The organism is Hespellia stercorisuis DSM 15480 (genome assembly GCF_900142165.1).
Lineage (GTDB): Bacteria > Bacillota > Clostridia > Lachnospirales > Lachnospiraceae > Hespellia > Hespellia stercorisuis.
On sequence record NZ_FQZY01000006.1, the window covers coordinates 83,014 to 103,278 of the forward strand.

Below are 20,265 nucleotides of genomic sequence, written 5' to 3' on the forward strand. Positions count from 1 at the left end.
TTTAGAAAATGGAAGTGAAAATGAATAAGGAGATTCGGGATTACAATGAATCCCTGTTTTTTGGCCTTGATTTCCGCCAATGTGCGTGCTCTGTGCTGGCGATCCTGGCAGCGATCGGAATCTATTTTGGCGCCCGGGATGCCATCGGTGAGGAATTTACCGGGTGGCTCTGTATCTTAAGTGCAGCTCCTTTTGCAGCCTGCGGGTTTTTTAAATACCATGGGATGTCTGCCGAGCAGTTCTTATGGGCCGTGCTAAAATCGGAAGTCTTGTATCCGAAACGGTTGCATTCAAAGCCGGAAAATCTATATTACGCCTGCCTGGAGGAATGCATACGGGCGGGAGAGCAGGCAGGAAAAGATGGGGCAGAGATTCTGCAAAAACGTAAGAAAGCTGCCCAAAAGAAGCCTGTAAAGAAAAAGAAAAGGGGGAGTGTATTTGATTAAAACCTTACATCAGGCCATGAAAATGGATCGGGAGAAGCTAAAGATTCCAAGATCCGTACAGCAGTCGATCCCCATCCGCAGGATCTGGCGGGATGGGATCTTTCAGGTAGGCAACAAATATTCAAAGACCTTCCGGTTTTCGGATATCAACTATTCGATTGCGAGCAAAGGGGATAAGACGGAGATGTTCCTGGATTATTCAGAGCTCTTAAACGCACTGGATTCCGGTACGTCTGCCAAGATCACACTCAATAACCGCAGGATCAATAAAGAGGAATTTGAACAGTCCTTATTGATCCCGATGAAAGAGGATGGGCTGGATGATTACCGGAGGGAATATAACGAAATGCTGCTGTCAAAAGTCAGCGGGACCAACAACAGCATCTGTCAGGAACGTTATCTGACCATCAGTATCCACAAGAAGAACATCGATGAGGCCAGGACCTATTTTGCCCGTGTGGGTACAGATATCCTCACCCACCTGTCGAAGCTGTCCTCGGTCGGGGAAGAGCTGGATGCAGGGGAACGCTTGCAGATCTTCCGGGACTTCTTCCGGGCCGATACGCTGCCGGCTCTTCCCTTGGATTTACAAGCGTCCGCCAGGAAAGGCCATAGCTTTAAGGAATGGATCTGCCCGGATTCCATGGAATTTTCCAAGGATTGCTTCAAGATTGGGGAACGCTTCGGCAGGGTCCTGTTCATGCAGGATTATGCCAACTATGTAAAGGATGACATGGTGTCAGAACTGTGTGATCTGAGCCGGGATCTGATGCTGTCCATTGATATACTGCCGGTCCCTACAGATGAGGCTGTGCGGGAGATCCAAAACAAGCTGCTGGGTGTGGAGACGAACGTGACGAATTGGCAGAGACGGCAGAATGCCAACAACAATTTTTCGGCAATCGTACCCTATGATATGGAACTGCAGAGAAAAGAAACCAAGGAAATGCTTGATGATCTGACCACACGGGATCAGCGGATGATGTTCTCCCTGTTAACTCTGGTACACATAGCGGATACCAAGGAGCAGCTGGATTCCGATACGGATACCCTGCTCTCCGTTGCCAGAAAGCACCTGTGCCAGCTGGCAACGCTCAAATGGCAGCAAATGGACGGGCTGAACACGGTGCTGCCCTATGGACTGCGAAAGATCCAGGTACTGCGTACCATGACAACAGAGTCTACGGCCGTGCTGATGCCTTTCCATACACAGGAGATCATGCAGCCGGGCGGTATCTACTATGGGCAGAATGCCGTCAGTAAAAATATGCTGGTGGCAGACCGCAGAAAGCTGCTCAATGGGAACTCTTTTCGTCTGGGTGTGAGTGGATCTGGAAAAAGCTTCTCTGCCAAGGAAGAGATTGTAGATCTGGCATTATCCACGGAAGATGATATTTTAATCCTGGATCCGGAGTCAGAATTTGGTTCTCTGGTAAAAGCCTTGCAGGGCGAAGTGGTAAAGATATCCGCCACTTCGGATACCCATTTAAATGCACTGGACATGGACCCGTCCTATGGCAATGACAAGAATCCGCTGATTGAAAAGTCGGAGTTTATTCTGTCCTTGTTCGAGCAGTTGGTGGGTGCCGGGAACCTGTCCGCAAAGGAAAAGTCCATCCTGGACCGCTGTACGGCAGATGTCTACCGGGATTATATACGAAACGGCTATATCGGGGAAGTGCCGACATTAAAGGATCTGTACCGTCAGCTGATGCTCCAGCCGGAGGAAGAGGCAAGGGGGCTGGCACTATCCGCAGAGCTCTTCATCAATGGGAGCCTCAACACCTTTGCACAGCATACCAATGTGGATACCAAAAGCCGAATCATCGCCTATGATATCCGGGAACTGGGGGAACAGCTGATGCCGCTTGGCATGCTGGTGACCTTAGACAGTATTTTCAACCGGGTCATAAAAAACTGGAAGCGGGGGAAGACCACCTGGATCTTTGCAGATGAATTTTACCTGCTGTTCCGCTATCCCTACAGTGCCGACTTTTTCTACCGACTGTACAAGCGGATCCGGAAGTATAACGGGTTCGTCACCGGGCTGACCCAAAATGTGGAGGAGCTCCTCAAATCCGATACGGCAAGACTGATGCTGGCGAACAGTGAATTCCTGATTCTATTGAACCAGTCCAGCACCGACCGAGAGGAGCTTGCGAAGCTTCTTAATATCTCGGATAACCAGCTGGGCTACATTACAAATGTGAGCGCAGGGCATGGGCTCATCCGCTGTGCAGGGAATATTGTACCTTTTGAAAACTCGTTTCCAAAAGGGAATCTACACCGTCTGATGTCAACGACCCCCAATGAAAAGTAAGTAAGCATGGAAACAGTGCCATAAATAGAGATGCCGGGAGGCGGAAGGGAGGTGATGTATGAGGGATATTAAAACAAAAGAACACAGCAGGGAACCGAAGACAAGAAACCCAATAGCTCGAAACCCAAAGGAACTGCTCCGGAAAACGGTGTCGCTTACCAAGGAAAAAACCGAGCAGGCTTCCCCTGGAAAAGACAGTGATACACATGAAGAATCTGCCACCGAATATGCCAGTGGGAAACTGGAATCTACAGAAAAATGGATCGGTACAAAGGCTGGAGAAGCTGCACAAAGAGCCGGACAAAAGGCGGTAAAAACTTCTTATGAACGAATCCGGCAGCGTAAAAGAGGGGAGGATACGGTACAGGAAAGCAAAGAAGCGGCAGATGCGGCCTCGGAAGTTTTCAAAACTTCCAACAGGAGTTCTGCGGAAAATACCTTCACACCACAGGCTGGAAGGAAAGTGGACAAAATGCCAAAAGAAACAGTCTCTCATGCGGCAGAACAAGGCAAAATCCGCATCAAGCAGAACAAAGACCGCTTCCCCTCCATGATGGGAAAGTACCGTATCAAGAAAGACGCCCGGATTGTAAAAACCTCTGCCATTAGAGGAAAGCCCATAAAACAAACGACTGGCTGTATGCAGGTGGGACAGGCTGCAAAAGGCATGCATACGGCAGCACAGAGCACAGAAAGATCCGTTCAGGCAGTAAACAATACCGTAAAAGGAACAAAAGCAACGGCCAAAGGAGCGGCAGCGGTAGGAAGGGCTGCCGTAACGGCAGTAAGATCCCTGTTTGCAGCTCTCGGAACCGTGGGCGGAGGGATCGCTTTATTTCTGCTCCTAATCCTGGGTGTGATCGGCGGTGCTGCCTTTTTAGGGGATACTTCAAGTGCAGAGCCCTTAAGTGCAGAAGTCCTGGCCTATACCCCTGCCATACAAAAATATGCCAGCCAATATGGCATCCCAGAATACGTATCCGTCCTACAGGCGGTGATGATGCAGGAGTCAGGCGGCAGGGGATTGGATCCGATGCAGTCTTCGGAATGCCCCTATAATACCAGATATCCCAACCGGCCCAATGCAATCCAGGAGCCGGAATATTCCATCGAGGTGGGGGTCAGGTATTATGCGTCTTGTGTTCAAGAGGCAGGATGTGACAGCCCTTATGACCGGGATAAGCTAAAGCTCAGCTTACAGGGCTACAACTATGGAAATGGCTACATAACCTGGGCAATCCGAAACCATGGTGGTTACAGCGAAGCAAATGCGCTGCAGTTTTCCCAGCAGCAGGCAGCTTCACACGGATGGGCAAGGTATGGGGATCCCCAATATGTCCCCCATGTACTGCGGTATTATTCTGGTGGCAATCTGTTTGCGGGATTGTTTGGGAATGGTCAGATTGTTACAACGGCAAAAGCACAGCTCGGAAATGAAGGCGGGCAGAAGTTCTGGTCATGGTATGGATTTCAGGGCAGAGTGGAATGGTGTGCCTGTTTTGTTTCCTGGTGTGCAGACCAGAGCGGCCTGATATCATCCGGGGAAGTTCTTAAGTTTGCCTATTGTCCAACCGGTGTAGAATGGTTCAAGTCACAGGGAAGATGGCAGGACAGGGGGTATACCCCTACACCGGGAACAATCATCTTTTTTGACTGGAATCAGGATGGGATATCGGATCATGTGGGGATTGTAGAAAAATGTGAGAAGGAAGTGGTGTATACCATCGAGGGGAATAGCAGCGATGCGGTAAGGGGGCGGAGTTATGATGTGGATTCTAGTTCTATTATGGGATATGGGATGACTACTTGAGTTTGAGGTGGATGTACCATTAACTTTGCTGTATGCTTAAAAATAATAACACTGATCCCCATAGTTAAAAGCCTCTAACAAAACTTTTGTTCATGTGCTATATGTTGAGAAACCTGGACAGACTTATTGAGTTTAGGTATCAGAATGCTCCTACTCTTTCGGATTTTAAACAAAATGGCTTCATGACATAGCTTTCTGAAACCATTTTGTTTTAAGAGTAAGATATTCCTGATAAAAGGACTCAATAATTAGTAATTTCTTGATTAAATCACGCAAGAGTCCAAGCAGGGTCTTCCCATCTATTATATGTATAAGACCATAATCTTTTCCATTGATGCCCATTTAATATCTTGTATTTATATCCTGTTATATTACGACGGGGTTGGACCGTCTCTGTTTCTGTAATTACTGAAGCACTATTACTTGTAAATACATTTAAGGGTGTTGCAACCATAAGGAAACACACCAAAGATAGAATCGTGTACATTTTTCTTTTCATTATTTTTCCTCCATATTTTCATATATTTCTAAACCAATAAGACTTTCATCAAGATGTGAAACCTTAGATATAAAGTTATTGGCTGAATCATATAGTTCGTACCCATCCGCAACCTTTAACAAAAATGAGCCATCATTGATATCATCCATATCACCGAAGCTTTCAACCGAAGGTTCGCAATATGGCTGAGGGACAAATATATATGGTGTTACAAATAAAAAGCAAATAATTGGAATAGTTAATAAATCATGGTAATTTTTTCTGGCATAATTATTTTCGAGTATCATTTTAAAGCGCTGCGTTATCTTTTCACTTTCTCTTTCTTCCACTAAACTACAAGACATAGATGGGGAGAGAGTGTGTGATGATATATTACTTAGCACTTTAGTAATTGCATTTAAATATGCTTAACTGTGATAAAAAAGGCTATTGCAAACCACACACAAGGTTAAGAGTATTTGCACGATACATATATATTGCAGTTTCACCAATTATTATCATATGTTCCTTCCTCGGAGGAAGGGCAATTGGAGGTGTTGTCTTCGCATTTGTTTATGGATATTTTGGAACGTTTGAGGGATAATTATTAAACTGGTTTCCGATAAAAAGTGCAATGATACTTGTAGATCCCAATTGTGGAATAGAATATGGGATGTCATATAATGTAATACCTGCAATGATTTCAATTCTGGTATCTCTGATAGTTTCTTTTATGCTGTTGGAGATTCTGGGTCGATTGAGAAAGCCTATATATAAAAAACAAAAGCTAATAAAAAAGACAAATAATTAAGAAAAAAGGGCTGGTAAGTGTAAAGAGAAACAGGAAATGGAAATAGATAGAGTTAAAAAGTTTCCCATTATTTGTTTATTTGGTTCTGCAACTTGCCTTGCTCTTGTCAAAATGGGATAGCATGAATTAAAAGACAAAGCATTCTGGTAATATGTCAAGACTAAATTGAAAAAGATTTTGCTATGTTTTTTTAAAAAAGGGTACACTTAATAAACATTCGACAAAAATAAGAACTTTTCGAATGTCAGTTCGGTTCAATATTATATTCGGGATCCAGTTGTTCGCCGGTGTACAGTTGGTTTTTGACCAGCAAACCAAAAACGAGTCGTACAAATTTACGAGATGTAAGCGCGAGTGCTCTTTTGTGCTGATGCTTGGCTACTTCAGCATATTTTTTAGCATAGTATTCGCCGTATTCAGGCACGTGTCGCCTGACGCTGTTTGCAGCTTCTCCTAAGTAATAACGGAGATAAGTATTACCTGCTTTTGTAATCGGATTATCTTCCGATGCAAAATCTCCAGAGTCGCTTTTTCGCCACGTTAGACCTGCATATTTAGCAAGTGCATCCGATGAGTGAAAAGCTGTAATATCGCCAATTTCAGCGAGCATACCACCAGCCCATACCGGACCTATTCCGGGTATGGATTTTAGAATGATGAATGCATTAGGGTTCATGCCGTTAATACTTTTTTCGATGGCCTGATCGATCAGTTTTATTTCTTTTTGATAGGTCTGGATACAATTGAATGAACTTGCCAAAGAAACATTCAGAGGTTCATACATGCATTTATCTAATCGATAAGAATCTCTTGCAGCCTTTTTAAGAAGCTCAGAGGTCTTTGCTATATCGGCAATGCGGTTTTTACTTTTATCAGCAAGGAAGTGTAAAAGTTCTTCTTCGGAGGAATCCATAATCTCTTGTGGAGACAGGTATTCCATTAAAACAGCAGAAGAAGTAGCACCATATAGGTTGCTAAAAGGCTGCGAATCACCATCCAGAAGCTGAAGTTCGCTAAATTTTAAGTAGAGATTTGACACCATATAAGTTTTCTCCCTTGTAATACATTCAGCAAGATGGAGACGGTGCCTGGTCAGGCGTTTCAAAGCCAGAAACTGGCTGCCACGCCAAGGCTCGCATTTCTTAATACGGCCACATCGTGCAAAATCAGCAATGAGATACGCGTCAAGCGGATCAGTCTTATCCATGCCGATATAGGATTTACGATAGTTTGCAGTCATCTTGGGATTTACACAAAATACGTAAGGTTTATAAGGCATGAGCGTCTCACAGGTAGACAGAAAATTAGCAATGTGGACGCTGTAAACAGAAGTGGACTCCAGTGTAGCCACGACCGTATTAAGGTTTTTATGATGTGCCATACAGTCAGCTATCATTATGGAAAGTTCTTCCGCCCCAGGCTGGTTGTTCTTGAAAGATGAGGAAATATACTTGTTCTCATCGAAATCGATGGCACATACAACGTTGGATTTAGAACTTACATCAATACCAACAAACAAAGTGGACATATAGTTGATCTTTATCATGTTATCACGCTCCTTTCTGATCAGGATTGTTGGAGTCTTAAGCAAAGGTTTATCCTGCACTGCATATGGTGACCGCAACCTCGCGTTATGAGCATTCATCCAGTCAGCATTTTTTGCTGGTGCTACGGCTGGAGATGCAGCTTCTGTGTAAGCGGAATGTGCCATATGTGCCAGGCTGCACGCTTTATAAGCAGTCTCGGACAAAGCCGGCTGAAAGGAGTAACAGCAGTGCCTTCGGACATCAGACTCTGCTGATATCATACCACAGGATTAACCATATAAAAAAGTAATTATTGACTGTATAGATGGGGATAGGAATGAGGGGAATCCTCAGAGATATCCTTACCACTATACCAAAAAAGAATAAGTCTGCAAGCTGTATTTTTCTTGCTTACAAACTTATTATACGAGGAGTTGCGGGGTGAAATATTTCGTGATTTATAACAGAAAGGTGACTTATAAAGATGAGATCAAAGAGCTGAAGAAGAAAAAGGCCAAAGGCTATCAGGGAGCGTCAACTGGTGGAATCTTATGGTCAGCGTGTGCAGGATATGGAGGGCTATGTGAAAAAGCCAACTACCTCAAGAAAGAATTTGATGATGATCTTGTAAGACGCCTGTTGCAGACGGTCAAGGTTATTAATGAGAATAAAATCGAGATACAGTTCCAGTCAGGAATTGTGATGACACAGAGGCTGGATTGTTGGGATTAAGCGACGGTGGGAGTGGACAGAGAGGGGCTTCTGCCGGTTACATAAGCTCTGGTAAGAACAGAATACTCAGGTAGTCGGCTGAGGGAAACCTTTAACAGTGTTTAAAGTATATATGGATGTAGTCAAATAAATGGGAATAGGCTTTTTTTATTGATACATCAATGTTATAATAGCCTTATTATTTTAATGTCGAAAGCAAGAGTATTTATTGGCATAACTGCTGGGTGTATCACACCTTATCAAAGGAAAAAATTCAAGTTGCGATTAAATGACTGCAGAAGCAATCGGGAAGCACTTTTAGGAGAACTGCCGAGCGTATGTCTGAAGAAATAATGGAGAAGATTTGAATTTGAGGAGGTCAAGCTTTGAACGGACAGAGATTTACAAAGAAAGATTGGACGCTTTTCAGAAATAAAATTTCTGGTTGGCAGGAAGCCTATATGGACGGGCTCAACAAGGAATATATAGAATTACTAAGCGAAGATGGGAATCCATCAGATAAATTTTGGCGGTTGGAGAAAAGGATAAAGGAAGATAGGAAGAAAACGGGTGTCCAAATAAGGATGAGTCGGTCCAATCTGATTTATAATATTATTTCGCTAGTAAATGAGGGGGCAATTAGATTTGATGATCTTGAAGAGTTCAGTGATGAGCTGAAAGAAACTGTAAGTGCTTTTGTTAAGAAATAGTGACTTGAAGCAACGTTCAAATAAAACTTTTAATTGAGGTGATTATTATGTGGGAATGCCCAAAATGCGGCCGAATGTTCAAGAATAAAAATCAAGATCATGATTGTGGTGAGGCTCCAAAAACAATCGAAGAATATATTTCAGGACAGCCGGAGACAGTTCAATCGTACTTGCAGGAAATTAACAGGGTGATAAAGAAGGCAATACCGGATGCAGCAGAAAGAATATCCTGGAGTATGCCTACTTATTGGAAAAAGCGTAACCTGATTCAGTTTGCCGCTTTCAAGAAACACATAGGTTTGTATCCTGGTTCTGAAGCCGTGGAGGCGTTTGCGGATAAACTTAAGGAGTATAAGACAAGCAAGGGCGCCATACAGCTTCCTTATGACAAACAGCTGCCGCTTGAGCTGATAGGAGAGATTGCAAAATGGTGTGAGGAGAACGGGGGATCATGAAAAGTGAGGAAAAAGTTAGATATCTTTTCCAATAAACATTTTTTTATCTTTTTTGCTTGTGTTTCTTTTATGCGTGTACGAAAGAAAAAGACTGTCCGCCTTCTTACCTTGTCGTGACTTTTGGATTGAATTACAAACTTAATTCTATGCCCATTCAGATAGCGACAGAGCCCTATCTGAATCGTCGAACGAATGATCTGCTCATCACAGAGCTGAATGATGTGGATGATGAATTGATGGGATGGATAAAGGAAGCTGCGGCCTTTTCGGCAGCGAAATAAAAAACTGTCTGTTTGGGGAGGAAAAACAAAAATGCAAATATGAATTTATCAGATTGGTCACGAGGAGGATAAAACATGAAATATAAAGACTTTTTAAACAAGCTGTCTAATCCGGCAAGAAGAGCATTGGAATATGAGGGCGTTAATAATTTTGAGAAGCTAGCAGCATTGAGTAAGAAAGAGTTACTTTCAATGCATGGGATCGGTCCCAAATCATTACCTGTAATTAATGAATGTTTAAATTATGTAGGAATGAAATTGAGAGATTGAACAACTCACAATATGAATTTGTAGAAGCTGAGAAAGGCTATGTGAATTACTATCAGGAGGGAGAGACTCCTGAGAAAAGGGCGGTAATCAACTATGGGGAACTGAATGTGGAAGGAAATCAGATGGTCATTATGGATCATGGAATGGGCGGAGCTTTTACGTTTAATGAAGCATTTTCTTTGATGATTTCCTGTAAAGACCAGGCAGAAATTGATTATTTCTGGGATAAGCTTTCTGTTGTTCCTGAGTCAGAGCAATGCGGCTGGGTGAAGGATCAGTTTGGTCTGTCCTGGCAGATCGTGCCAGCAAATATGGATAAGATAATGGCAGGAGCGACAGAAGAAGGAAGAAAACGAGGGATGGCTGCTCTTTTAAATATGAAAAAGCTGGATATAGCTGCTCTTGAAAAGGCTGTTGCAGAGGAATGAGACGGGAAATAAGTCCCCTTTACTCAGCGTCAAAGCAAATGATTTCAGATAAATGAAGAACAGAAGAAAGATAACCAAGGTAAGCTCAAATATAGGTGCAATATCTTGGAGGGTGTAGAAAACTGGTTCCGGAGAAAGTGAATCCATTTCTTTTAATGGGAGCAAACTACTGCCGGTTTGACCGTGTGATCGGCAAAGCATTTTTTGCCGGAAAAGAATTTAACTGAAAGGTGGATGAGCAATGACTCGTGAAAAAGTATTCAACATGAAATTTTCCAAAGTTTACCTCTGTCTGGTCAACAAAGCACTGAAGAAAGGGCGAACACGGGCAGAGGTGGATGAGGTGACTTCCTGGCTGACGGGGTACAGGGCTGAACAAATTTCCCAGATGGAACACTCCGATATAACATATCAGGAATTTTTTGAACAGGCACCACAGCTCAATGATAACAGAAAATGCATCAAGGGAAAAATCTGCGGCATCCGTATAGAGAGTATTGAAGACCCACTGATGCAGAATATTCGTTATCTGGATAAACTTGTGGACGAATTGGCAAAGGGAAGACCAATAGAGAAAATTCTTCAATTTTGAGAGGAACGAATATATGAACTTGAAAGAGAAAGCTGTACAATTAAAAGCTGATATTCCCGCTATATTTTTATGTCTGAAAGACAAGAGCACCCCAGTTGCTGTAAAAATACTGGCTGGAATTGCAATAGGATATGCACTTTCTCCGATCGACTTCATTCCTGATTTTATCCCGGTTCTGGGATATCTTGATGATATAATTGTTATTCCTGTACTAATTGCACTGGTAGTTAAACTAACACCAAAAGAAAACTTTGAGAAATACAGGCAAGAGTCTAAAGGAATGTGGCAAAACGAAAAACCGAAACAATGGTACTTTGCAATTCCTATAATTATGATATGGTTCTTGATATTGTGGCTTATAATAAAAACTATTTTCTTTTAAGTTAAATATCCGACCCCCCCATTTGCTGTCTGACTTACGACGTAAAAGGAGCGACCGCAACGGTCTGTACCGGCGGCCGACTTTTACCGGATTCATTTGCTATAGTCAGAGTTGCTTTTCCTTTGATGTCAGCTTGTGTTCCTCTCTTAACGGCCAAAACAATTTGAAATCCAATTTTTCAATTTCCCTTTTCTGCTTGTAACTAACCCTGAGCGTAACATTGTCCGGAATATCGATGCCTTCCGGAACGTCTTTCAACAATGTGCTGATATTGCGATTTACTTTAATATCTGAAACTGCATCCAAAATGCTGTCCAGTAAAATACTATAATTATCGCTGGTATCTTTGACCACTTCATACAGTTCGTCCTTATTTGCATATTCATATGAGTCTCCGGATGCGACCCAATTTATAAGGGCAGATTTACTAAATCTCCATTCCCTGCCTATCTTTCTTGCCGGCATATGTTCTTCCCTTAACATTTTTATCACTGTTCTCTCTCCGACTCCTAAAAAGGTGCAGGCCTGATCCAAATTTAAAATATCATTTTCCATGAAGGTTCCTCCTCGTATCAATAGTAAGATTCATTTTGCAGTTACTGTTAATTGCCTTTGGTACTTATTTATCGTTCATTATAAATTAACAGATGCTGCCGGTCAACAGGATCAATGAAATTAATGCATGATAATATATTTATAAGAGCAATTAATATACATATGATTGTATTTTGATGTCAGTAGTAGTATGATTGATTTGAGGAGGTTATTATGATGTCAAAATTAAAAGTTGAACCTATGAAACAGCCAGATAGGATTATAAACTATTGGAAGAATGAAAAGTTTGTTGTGGTTTGCATTATAATATTTGGATTAGCTTTTAATATTTCCACTATTTTGGGACCGATATATCAAGGCAAACTTATTGATTCTATTGCTTATGGGCCCCCCGCCTCCTCTGTAATAATACTCTCTGTTACCTATATTATCCTTATTGGAGCGATTCAAATTTTACGATATTTTAAGCGCTTTTACATAAGGCGCTTCGCAAATAGTACCAGTTCAACTATGAGACTTATGATATATAATCATATCATGCATAAAAGCACTTCCGAATTGTGCAGTGAAAATATGGGAAACCTCATGACAAGAGTTATTTCTGATGTTGATTTGTGCGTGGAAGGTATGAGAAAATTTACAACAGAAGTATTTGATACCGGAGTCATTATGATATCCTATCTTGTATCCATGTTTGTTTATGATGTTAAAATAACTGCACTTTCTGTCATGTTTATCCCAATTGCCATGTTAATTGCTGAAAGGTTGAAAAGTGTTATATATAAGTATTCCCGGGATTATCGGAAAAAGGGCAGTGAAGTTGCAGATATCACATATGATATCATTGAAAATTCCATGTTTTACCGTGCAGCCGGTATGGAATATAAAAATAGGGCAAAGTATAATCAGGAGTTGGAGAAATTACAGGATCAGGCAATTAAAGCCAATATATTTGAAAATTCTATGCAGCCTGTCTACAATGTTATAGCAATGTTAGGAATATTTATGGTGATTTACTTTGGAGGCATAAAAGTGAATCATAACGGCTGGACTGTGGGAGCTTTTTCTACTTATATAGTGATGTTTACAGCTATGGCAGTTAAGGCGAGTAAGGCGGCAAAGCTATTTAATTCTGTGCAAAAGGCCCAGGTATCATGGGGGCGTATAAAACCATATTTTACAGAATATAAAACCAAAGTCAATTCTTCTGATATATACAATGGCAATACAACACTTTCAGTAGAAAATCTTAGCTTCTCCTATGAGGAAGGCCGGGGAAAGATTATTGAGAATATTAGTTTTGAAGTTGAGAAGGGGGAGATTTTAGGTATAACCGGTTCAATTGCCTCCGGCAAATCTACGCTTGGATTATCCTTATTAGGCTTATATCCGTATCTGGGAAGTATTAAAATAGATGGCAAAGAACTGAAAGATTATACGGAATGTGAGCGGAGTCAAATGATTTCTTACTTAGGACATAGTCCACAGCTGATTTCAGATACCATATACAATAATATAACTTTGGGTAGTATGAAAAGTATAACTTCTGTTTTAAAAGATGTTTGCTTTGATGAAGATCTGAAGACAATGCCAGATGGACAAGATACTTTAGTTGGAAACAGCGGAGTAAAGTTAAGCGGAGGTCAGCAGACAAGGATAGCTTTGGCCAGAGCACTTCTTAATAAGAACAAAATCATAATATTAGACGATCCCTTTTCAGCAGTGGATATGAAGACAGAAGAAAAAATAATTGAAAACTTAAGAAACAATTACAAAAACAGTTTAATTGTTTTGATTTCTCATCGCTTAGCTGTTTTTAACAGGATTCATAAAATAATATTGTTAAATAGTGATAAGACAACGGATTATGGCACACATGAAGAACTCATTGAAAAATCTAAACTTTATGCAACAATATATAATTTACAATGTACAGAGTGAGGAAACCGTGATGAAGAACAGCTTAATAAAAAGGTCAATTACAAAAGTAATTAAAAAAAGTATTGGGCTATGCATAGTATTAGCCTTTGCCATATGCGGTGTTGTAGTTACCAGTTTAATTCCTCCCCAGATTTTAAAATATATAATTGACAATAACTTGGTCCCTAAAAAATCGGATCATTTGCTTATGCCGGCAGCTTTATATATAGGAGTGATAGCTTTTACAGGAATATTTGATTTTGTAAAGGAGGCTGTTCTTACAATCATGGGACAGAAAATCACAAAAGAAATAAGAATGGAAATGATGGAAAAGCTTGAAAGGATTCATGCAATGTTCTTTTCCACAAATAGTTCGGGAACGGTGGTTTCAAGATTTATAAATGATGTTGACGCAATCAATTCATTGTTTACCAGCGGTATAATCGGAATGATGGTAGACTGCTTTAAGCTTATAGGTATTGTGATTTCAATTTGGATATTTAGCAGCAGGATCGGAATGATAACCTTATTATTGCTTCCGGCTGCCTATGGTATGACACGGTTTTTTCAAAAAAGAATGCTCAAAGCACAGATTGAAAATCGAATACTTGTCGGAAGGTTAAATAATCATATTTCAGAAAGCCTAAAAAATATACAGATGATTAAAGCCTATAGCAAGGAAAGCTATATGGAAGAGAAATACAAGAAATGTTTGCTTGATAATTATAAAACAGTGGAGAAGGTAAATTTTTATGATTCCGTATATTCTCCGTTTATTCAGGTCACCCGCACTGTTGTTATCGCTCTGATTGTAGTACTATCCTCCAAACAGCTGGATTTTTTGGGTATATCTTTAGGTATGGTTGCTGCTTCAATTGAATTAATCTCCAACTTATTTGCGCCGATTGAGAACCTTGGCATGGAGCTTCAAAATATTCAGCAGGCTATATCCGGTATCAAAAGGATAAATGATTTTAACAGTGAACCGGAAGACAGTCCTAAGAAATATGAAAAAAGAGCAGAAACTATAATCCAAAATCGTGAAGAGGTACATTTATCCTTACATAATGTCACCTTTCAATATGAAGAAGGCACAGAGATTCTTAAAGATATTAATCTCAGTCTGAAACCAAAGGAGAGGATTACATTTGTGGGGAGAACAGGAGTTGGAAAAACCACACTATTTAAGCTTATACTGGGGATTTTAGAGCCAACGAAGGGCATGATTACAATAAATGGAGTGGATGTTTACGAGATACCAAACTCCCAAAAACGCAGCATATTTGGGTATGTTGATCAAAGTTTCCCTTTAATTAAGGGAACTGTGGCAGAACAAATCAGTTTGAAGGACGAAAGTATTACGAGAGAACAGATAGAGAGGGCAATTGATTTTGCAGGTCTTAAAGCGTATGTTGAAGCTTTGGACAACGGACTGGACACGCATGTAGTCAGTGATACTCTGTTTTCCCAGGGACAAAAACAGCTTTTCGCTATAGCCAGAGCTGTTGTAACAAGCCCTCCTATACTTTTATTGGATGAGATAACAGCAAACCTTGATTCAATAACAGAAGAAAAAATAGTGTCGGTACTTGAAAAAGCAAGTGAGATGTATACAATATTGTCTATCTCTCACCGCCTGTCCACCATGATTGCAAGTGATACAGTGGTTATATTAGAACATGGCAGAGTTAAAAATGCAGGATCTCCCGAAGTGCTTCTGGAAAGTGATGCTTGGTATCGCAGCCATATTGCACTTGAGAAACTGACCTGGAGTTAGCTTATTATGAATAGATGGAGTGCAGGAAACCACGACGAAGCAGGAAGTATCTGATTAGAAGAAAAATGTTGAAAACCGTGCAGAATATGGTAGAATACAGAAGAAACTGGGTGCCGCTGATTTGAACTGAGAAGCTGGGATATGCTTGTATGGCATGAATATAGAGGAATACTATGAGAAAATCTTTTTTTAGAAATTGGTATCAAGATAAAATAAAGAACAAAGTCAAAAAAAGAATGGTGCCGCTGGATAAAATAATGAACGCTGGTTTATTGGCAGGAATGCTTTTTCTTCTGGCATTTGTTTATTACGGTTACAGAAAGGGGATTTTTTCATCTACTGAAGCCTTTGAGTCTTATATTGCAGGATTTGGAGTATGGGAAGCAGTAGTTTTTATTCTGATACAAATCATACAGGTAGTAGTGCCTGTTCTGCCTTCGTCGATCGGGTGTGTGGCTGGTATCTTACTATTTGGACCATGGACAGGATTTTTATATAATTATATTGCTATATGTACAGGATCGGTGATTAATTTCCTGCTTTCCAGAAGATATGGTGTTGTTTTCGCAGAAAAAATTGTAGGTGAGAAGAGATTTGAAAAATATATCCACATGACGGAAGACCGAAATAATTTTGAAAAAGTGTTTATCGCAGCAATTTTTGCTCCGGGAGCTCCGGATGATTTCTTATGCTATATTGCAGGTTTGACAAAGATGAAGCTGAAGAAGTTTGTACTCGTGATACTTCTTGGAAAGCCGTTATCGATTGCAATATTTAGTCTGGGTACCAGCGCTGTCATCAAATTTATTATTTCATTACTTAAGTGATAAAAGGAGAGAACTCTTTGAACAAAAAAATGCTGAAATGGATGATAGGCATTACAATTATCTTCCTGCTTCTTGGAATAAGCTATAAAATTTATCTGATTCTTCATGAAAAGGATTTTGTAGAAAGCAATTATCAGAATATTAAAAAAATGGACAGCAGTGAACAGGGAGAAGAGTATGCCTTTGCCGTAATTGGTTCCGCTAAGAATTCTTTCGATGTTTTTCAACAGGAAATCATTCATGATATTAATGCAGACACTCAAATTGATTTTGTGATTTCAACCGGTGATGCAGTCATGGATGGAGCAGAAGATAAATATCGGATATTGAATCATTCACTTCACACATTGAATGTACCAGCCCTTATCGGCATTGGGAAAAATGAAATCTCAGATAGTGGATATATGCGCTTTTACAGACATTTTGGGCCATTCTACTTTTCTTTTTCATATGGAAAGGATTACTTCATTTTCCTTGATACAACGGGGACGACCTCCTATAATCTGCAGGAAGGCTGGCTAAAGGGAGAACTTGCAAAAGCCCGGGAATATAACCATACATTTGTGGTTATGGATGACGGTCCGTTGGAAAAGAAAGGGGATAAAGGTTTCGGAGATACCGTGGTCAAGTATCTTTCGGAATATGAGGTAACGTCCGTTTTTTACAATGGAGACAACTATATGGATCAAGAAGAGCTGGGTGTTGCGTATCATTCAAGTGGGAAAGCCGGGGGAATCGCTGACAGCAAAAGCTATGGATATCTGAAAGTATCCGTGAAAGACGACACGGTTACAGTAGGAACAAAAAAAGTAATCTCTAAATACAACAGTGCGGTGACACGGACTATAGCAGGAATCTGGTTTGCTGTCCGCTCTGTCATTTATATTCAGCTTGTCAATATTTTGCTGGTCATGGCGGGCCTTCTGCTGCTCTGTCTGATACTGTATAGAAAGATGTCCAAGAGCACAGATTACTATAAAAATTTCAATGCAGCAGATACGGAGATACGAAAAGACAGGAAGTTAACAATTGCTATGTTTACCAATAATTACTTCCCCTTTGTCGGCGGTGTGCCAATTTCCATTATGAGACTGGCATCTGCATTGCGAAAGAATGGAAACAAGGTGATTATATTTGCACCGGCATATCCTGAGGAAGACGAAAGCGAACAGGATGTGGTGAGATGCCGCCTGATCCACTATAGAAAGTCCGGGAAATTTCAATTTGCTATTGCAAATATTTATGATTCTAAAATCGCACGGGAATTTGAACGATATCCTTTTGATCTTGTGCATGTGCACCATCCGTTCTGGATGGGTAAAGAGGGATTGAGATTAGCAAAAAAAGTAGGAATACCTGTGGTACTTACCTACCATACACGCCTGGAAATGTATTCTGAAAATCTGCCTTTTGGAAAGTTGTTTTTTAAAAATATACTTTCTCACAAAATGATAAAGAGATTTGCACAGCAATGTGATGGAATCATTGCCCCAACGATATCTGCAAAGGATTATCTGGAGAATGTAGGCGTCAGCAGGCAGAAACTGGTCGTTCCGACAGGAATCGAGCTTCGTAAATTTCAGAATATAGATACAGCAGTAATTCATCGGCTCAGGAACCGATTTGTGAAGAGTGAAGAATTACTTATGTGTTCAGTGTTCAGACTTTCACCTGAGAAAAATGCCGATTTTTTGATTGAAGGCTTACAGCTTGTAAAGGATAAGGCGAAAGTCGGATTTAAGTGCATTATTATTGGTGACGGACCCGCAAGGGAGAATATACAGGAATTAATAAGACAAAAAGGAATGACGGAGGAAATTCTTCTTCTTGGCAAGATACCCCCTGAAGACATGGCCCAGTATTATCTGGCAGCAGACCTGTTTGTTTTTAGTTCTCAGTCTGAAACACAGGGAATGGTACTGCTTGAAGCCATGGCCGGAAAGTGCCCGGTGGTATGTGTACGGTCGAGCGGAACGGATGATGCCGTAATAAATAATTATAATGGCTATAAGACGGCGGCAAATTTGCAGGAGTGGGCAGACAAGATAGTGGAACTCATGGAAAGCAACAGCCTCCGGGAGCAAATGAGCAAAAATGCAGAGAAGTATGCTGTTAAATTTTCCATTGAAAACACATCAGAAAGAATAGAAACATTTTACCGCAGACTGATCAGCTTAAAAAAGAATCAGACAAAGGAGTCATAAGCATGTTCAGAGAAAAGTGGCAGAAAATAGCAGCAGGAATCATGACGGCATATATCAGGTTTGTATATAAGACCAGCAAAGTCTGTATGATAGGTTTTGAGAAAATAAAGGAAACTGACAGGGAAAACGTGGTTGCAGCATTTTGGCATGGAGACAGCTACTGCCTGTATCCTGCGCTGGCAGGTATGAAACTATATGTTGTGGCAACAAAGGACAGTAGAGGGGATTATATATCCGAAATATGCCAGCACTTTGGCTACCGTGCCATACGTCTTCCGGATAACCCGGATGGGGGAAATTATATCTTTAAAATAAAAAAGTTAATAACGCAGGATAATGCAGCAGACCTTGCGATTACTTTAGATGGCCCGCTTGGACCATATCACCTCCCGAAATATTTTCCGCTTGCGCTTGCATACTTAACCAAACGAAATATAATTCCAGTTTCGGTACAAGTAAAAAGGAAGATAGAGCTGAAGAAGCGGTGGGATGCCTTTAAAATTCCACTTCCATTTAATGAGATGGAGATCCGGCTTCATGAAGCAGTGAAAGTAACAAAAGAAGATAAGGATGAAAAATTCATTTCGCTGATAAAAAACATACAATGTATTATGGAAGCAAACAGTAGATAGGAGTACCCGCTGACTTATACCGTTTACAATCCAAATTCCATAGGTATACGGAGACAAAGACAAAGGTCAGCGCCATATTATTTCAGTGCAAACCTGTTGTTCCATATTATTCCCGAAAATAAAAACCAGCCTTTGCCTGTAGCGAAATGAAAACGGGCTGTTTGGACAAGGTAAACAAAAATGCGGATGTAATTTGAAAAGGGAGATAGCAGAACATTATGATGGAAGTGTTGTGAACATGGGTGTAAAGAATCCGGACGGAACTATTTGTTACATTCTTGGTGTACGAAAAGATATTCAGAAGGATATGGACAGGCATACCGGTGACACGATTACAGTGACCATACAAGAAGCATAAATTTCAAGTTTTTGGTCATTAAAATTTAAGCGAACAAAAGTTTTACAGAGCATCAGTCAGAAATGGCTTGTTCCATCAAGGTCAAGTGATGCCTTCCGATAAATGATAGTACAATTGGTTTTCCCTGCGCTGATGAAGTAGTACATCCACTTCTATCATGGCTTTTGAGGTGGAAAATAATGAAAAATATATGAGATATTGACAGGTGGATCATATAAGTGAACATTTAGTCGATTCTATAGGAAGCATGGATTTCAGATCATGACAGATGGAGTTTCGATGCAGAGTTGTAATTTTCTTAATAAGATTTAGAGATAATTAACAGCCCGACAAGTTTCAAATTGTTATCTGACTTACGACACAAAAAGAACAGGGCACAACGGTCAGTATTGGCTGAACTCCCTGTTCTTATCTTATTTGTTTGTTAATTCCTTAGCCAGCCCTGCAATATGGGATAGTGATTTTTCGTCCAGATGTTTCAAGTTTTCAATTAGTTCTTTGAGCATTTGCGGGTTAGTGTTTTGCTCATCAAAAAACTCCTGTGGGGTAATGCCGAAATACTCACAGATATAAAGGAATACTGTCATTGACGGAAGGGATTTCTTATTTTCAATCGTATTAATATAACTTTCACTCTGCCCCAATGTCAGGCTCATATCTCGTGCTGATACTCCCTTTTTTGTCCGCAACTGCGCTATGCGCTCCGGTATAAACTTTTCATCAATCATTATCACACCTCCTGTATAGAATTATATTCTATACAATCAGCATT

Annotated in this window: 22 protein-coding genes; 17 read left to right on the forward strand and 5 right to left on the reverse strand. The window is 40.6% G+C overall.

The annotated features are described in order from the left end of the window. The first annotated feature begins 8 nt into the window (after positions 1–8). From BUB85_RS01260 to BUB85_RS01270, 3 genes are read left to right on the forward strand one after another with little or no spacing between them, the layout of a single operon-like run. Entirely contained in the window at positions 9–446 is a 438-nt protein-coding gene (locus BUB85_RS01260; RefSeq protein WP_073104016.1) for a PrgI family protein, read from the forward strand. Continuing rightward, on the forward strand, positions 439–2,766 hold the full coding sequence (locus tag BUB85_RS01265) for a VirB4-like conjugal transfer ATPase, CD1110 family (protein WP_330392195.1): 2,328 nt from the start codon (positions 439–441) through the stop codon (positions 2,764–2,766). Before BUB85_RS01260 ends, BUB85_RS01265 begins: the two co-directional genes overlap by 8 nt. Before the next feature lie 58 nt (positions 2,767–2,824). Further along, positions 2,825–4,576, forward strand: coding sequence for a CHAP domain-containing protein (locus tag BUB85_RS01270; RefSeq protein WP_073104020.1), 1,752 nt, complete (start codon positions 2,825–2,827; stop codon positions 4,574–4,576). Between the two features lie 268 nt (positions 4,577–4,844). Here BUB85_RS01270 and BUB85_RS01275 read toward each other — a convergent pair whose 3' ends face one another. The 3 genes from BUB85_RS01275 to BUB85_RS01285 form a co-directional block, all read right to left on the reverse strand. Beyond that, positions 4,845–5,075 carry a hypothetical protein gene (locus BUB85_RS01275; RefSeq protein WP_073104022.1) on the reverse strand — a complete coding sequence of 77 codons (231 nt, stop codon included), beginning with the start codon at positions 5,073–5,075 and terminating at the stop codon, positions 4,845–4,847. Next, positions 5,075–5,404 carry a hypothetical protein gene (locus BUB85_RS01280; protein WP_143160640.1) on the reverse strand — a complete coding sequence of 110 codons (330 nt, stop codon included), beginning with the start codon at positions 5,402–5,404 and terminating at the stop codon, positions 5,075–5,077. Before BUB85_RS01280 ends, BUB85_RS01275 begins: the two co-directional genes overlap by 1 nt. Positions 5,405–6,109: 705 nt before the next feature. Next, on the reverse strand, positions 6,110–7,411 hold the full coding sequence (locus BUB85_RS01285; protein WP_073104176.1) for an IS110 family RNA-guided transposase: 1,302 nt from the start codon (positions 7,409–7,411) through the stop codon (positions 6,110–6,112). Positions 7,412–7,844: 433 nt separating this feature from the next. Here BUB85_RS01285 and BUB85_RS01290 point away from each other — a divergent pair, with 433 nt between their 5' ends. The 8 genes from BUB85_RS01290 to BUB85_RS01320 all read left to right on the forward strand — a co-directional run bounded on the left by BUB85_RS01290 (position 7,845) and on the right by BUB85_RS01320 (position 11,220). After that, positions 7,845–8,123 (forward strand): hypothetical protein, encoded by a 279-nt coding sequence (locus BUB85_RS01290; protein ID WP_242945290.1) that lies wholly within the window; start codon positions 7,845–7,847, stop codon positions 8,121–8,123. A 365-nt stretch (positions 8,124–8,488) separates the two neighbouring features. Then, positions 8,489–8,812, forward strand: a complete 324-nt coding sequence (locus tag BUB85_RS01295) for a multidrug transporter (RefSeq protein WP_073104027.1) — start codon at positions 8,489–8,491, stop codon at positions 8,810–8,812. A gap of 74 nt (positions 8,813–8,886) precedes the next feature. Further along, positions 8,887–9,267 (forward strand): iron chaperone, encoded by a 381-nt coding sequence (locus tag BUB85_RS01300; protein WP_330392196.1) that lies wholly within the window; start codon positions 8,887–8,889, stop codon positions 9,265–9,267. 125 nt (positions 9,268–9,392) lie between these two features. Then, positions 9,393–9,548 carry a hypothetical protein gene (locus tag BUB85_RS21345; protein ID WP_159434598.1) on the forward strand — a complete coding sequence of 52 codons (156 nt, stop codon included), beginning with the start codon at positions 9,393–9,395 and terminating at the stop codon, positions 9,546–9,548. A gap of 75 nt (positions 9,549–9,623) precedes the next feature. Beyond that, positions 9,624–9,818 (forward strand): helix-hairpin-helix domain-containing protein, encoded by a 195-nt coding sequence (locus tag BUB85_RS01305; protein WP_073104032.1) that lies wholly within the window; start codon positions 9,624–9,626, stop codon positions 9,816–9,818. Further along, positions 9,815–10,246, forward strand: coding sequence for a VOC family protein (locus BUB85_RS01310; RefSeq protein ID WP_073104034.1), 432 nt, complete (start codon positions 9,815–9,817; stop codon positions 10,244–10,246). Before BUB85_RS01305 ends, BUB85_RS01310 begins: the two co-directional genes overlap by 4 nt. A gap of 241 nt (positions 10,247–10,487) precedes the next feature. Then, the gene (locus BUB85_RS01315) at positions 10,488–10,838 is read left to right on the forward strand and encodes a DUF2200 domain-containing protein (protein ID WP_073104036.1); all 351 of its coding nucleotides are present in this window, start codon (positions 10,488–10,490) and stop codon (positions 10,836–10,838) included. A 13-nt stretch (positions 10,839–10,851) separates the two neighbouring features. Beyond that, positions 10,852–11,220, forward strand: a complete 369-nt coding sequence (locus BUB85_RS01320) for a YkvA family protein (protein WP_073104038.1) — start codon at positions 10,852–10,854, stop codon at positions 11,218–11,220. 105 nt (positions 11,221–11,325) lie between these two features. Here the strand turns inward: BUB85_RS01320 and BUB85_RS01325 are convergent, their stop codons facing one another. Beyond that, positions 11,326–11,775, reverse strand: coding sequence for a helix-turn-helix domain-containing protein (locus BUB85_RS01325; protein WP_073104041.1), 450 nt, complete (start codon positions 11,773–11,775; stop codon positions 11,326–11,328). A 213-nt stretch (positions 11,776–11,988) separates the two neighbouring features. Between BUB85_RS01325 and BUB85_RS01330 the strand changes: the two genes are divergently transcribed. The 6 genes from BUB85_RS01330 (at position 11,989) to BUB85_RS20895 (ending at position 19,493) form a co-directional block, all read left to right on the forward strand. Continuing rightward, positions 11,989–13,716 carry an ABC transporter ATP-binding protein gene (locus tag BUB85_RS01330; RefSeq protein ID WP_242945291.1) on the forward strand — a complete coding sequence of 576 codons (1,728 nt, stop codon included), beginning with the start codon at positions 11,989–11,991 and terminating at the stop codon, positions 13,714–13,716. Between the two features lie 10 nt (positions 13,717–13,726). Next, positions 13,727–15,472 (forward strand): ABC transporter ATP-binding protein, encoded by a 1,746-nt coding sequence (locus BUB85_RS01335; RefSeq protein ID WP_073104046.1) that lies wholly within the window; start codon positions 13,727–13,729, stop codon positions 15,470–15,472. Positions 15,473–15,645: 173 nt separating this feature from the next. Then, entirely contained in the window at positions 15,646–16,299 is a 654-nt protein-coding gene (locus tag BUB85_RS01340) for a TVP38/TMEM64 family protein (protein WP_242945292.1), read from the forward strand. 17 nt (positions 16,300–16,316) lie between these two features. Further along, positions 16,317–18,503: a glycosyltransferase gene (locus tag BUB85_RS01345; protein WP_084533869.1), complete on the forward strand. Its 2,187-nt coding sequence runs from the start codon at positions 16,317–16,319 to the stop codon at positions 18,501–18,503. A 2-nt stretch (positions 18,504–18,505) separates the two neighbouring features. Continuing rightward, complete coding sequence (locus tag BUB85_RS01350) at positions 18,506–19,135, forward strand: DUF374 domain-containing protein (RefSeq protein WP_073104048.1); 630 nt, start codon at positions 18,506–18,508, stop codon at positions 19,133–19,135. Between the two features lie 193 nt (positions 19,136–19,328). Further along, complete coding sequence (locus BUB85_RS20895) at positions 19,329–19,493, forward strand: DUF1905 domain-containing protein (protein ID WP_242945293.1); 165 nt, start codon at positions 19,329–19,331, stop codon at positions 19,491–19,493. Between the two features lie 413 nt (positions 19,494–19,906). Here BUB85_RS20895 and BUB85_RS01355 read toward each other — a convergent pair whose 3' ends face one another. Continuing rightward, entirely contained in the window at positions 19,907–20,218 is a 312-nt protein-coding gene (locus BUB85_RS01355) for a helix-turn-helix domain-containing protein (RefSeq protein WP_073104185.1), read from the reverse strand. Positions 20,219–20,265: the final 47 nt, after the last annotated feature.

Excerpts from the sequence above, each read along its gene's own strand:
- BUB85_RS01260 (WP_073104016.1), top strand. The coding sequence starts at position 9 with ATGGAAGTGAAAATGAATAAGGAGATTCGGGATTACAATGAATCCCTG.
- BUB85_RS01270 (WP_073104020.1), top strand. The coding sequence starts at position 2,825 with ATGAGGGATATTAAAACAAAAGAACACAGCAGGGAACCGAAGACAAGA.
- BUB85_RS01275 (WP_073104022.1), bottom strand. The coding sequence starts at position 5,075 with ATGAAAAGAAAAATGTACACGATTCTATCTTTGGTGTGTTTCCTTATG.
- BUB85_RS01285 (WP_073104176.1), bottom strand. The coding sequence starts at position 7,411 with ATGATAAAGATCAACTATATGTCCACTTTGTTTGTTGGTATTGATGTA.
- BUB85_RS01300 (WP_330392196.1), top strand. The coding sequence starts at position 8,887 with ATGTTCAAGAATAAAAATCAAGATCATGATTGTGGTGAGGCTCCAAAA.
- BUB85_RS01305 (WP_073104032.1), top strand. The coding sequence starts at position 9,624 with ATGAAATATAAAGACTTTTTAAACAAGCTGTCTAATCCGGCAAGAAGA.
- BUB85_RS01315 (WP_073104036.1), top strand. The coding sequence starts at position 10,488 with ATGACTCGTGAAAAAGTATTCAACATGAAATTTTCCAAAGTTTACCTC.
- BUB85_RS01320 (WP_073104038.1), top strand. The coding sequence starts at position 10,852 with ATGAACTTGAAAGAGAAAGCTGTACAATTAAAAGCTGATATTCCCGCT.
- BUB85_RS01325 (WP_073104041.1), bottom strand. The coding sequence starts at position 11,775 with ATGGAAAATGATATTTTAAATTTGGATCAGGCCTGCACCTTTTTAGGA.
- BUB85_RS01330 (WP_242945291.1), top strand. The coding sequence starts at position 11,989 with ATGATGTCAAAATTAAAAGTTGAACCTATGAAACAGCCAGATAGGATT.
- BUB85_RS01335 (WP_073104046.1), top strand. The coding sequence starts at position 13,727 with ATGAAGAACAGCTTAATAAAAAGGTCAATTACAAAAGTAATTAAAAAA.
- BUB85_RS01340 (WP_242945292.1), top strand. The coding sequence starts at position 15,646 with ATGAGAAAATCTTTTTTTAGAAATTGGTATCAAGATAAAATAAAGAAC.
- BUB85_RS01350 (WP_073104048.1), top strand. The coding sequence starts at position 18,506 with ATGTTCAGAGAAAAGTGGCAGAAAATAGCAGCAGGAATCATGACGGCA.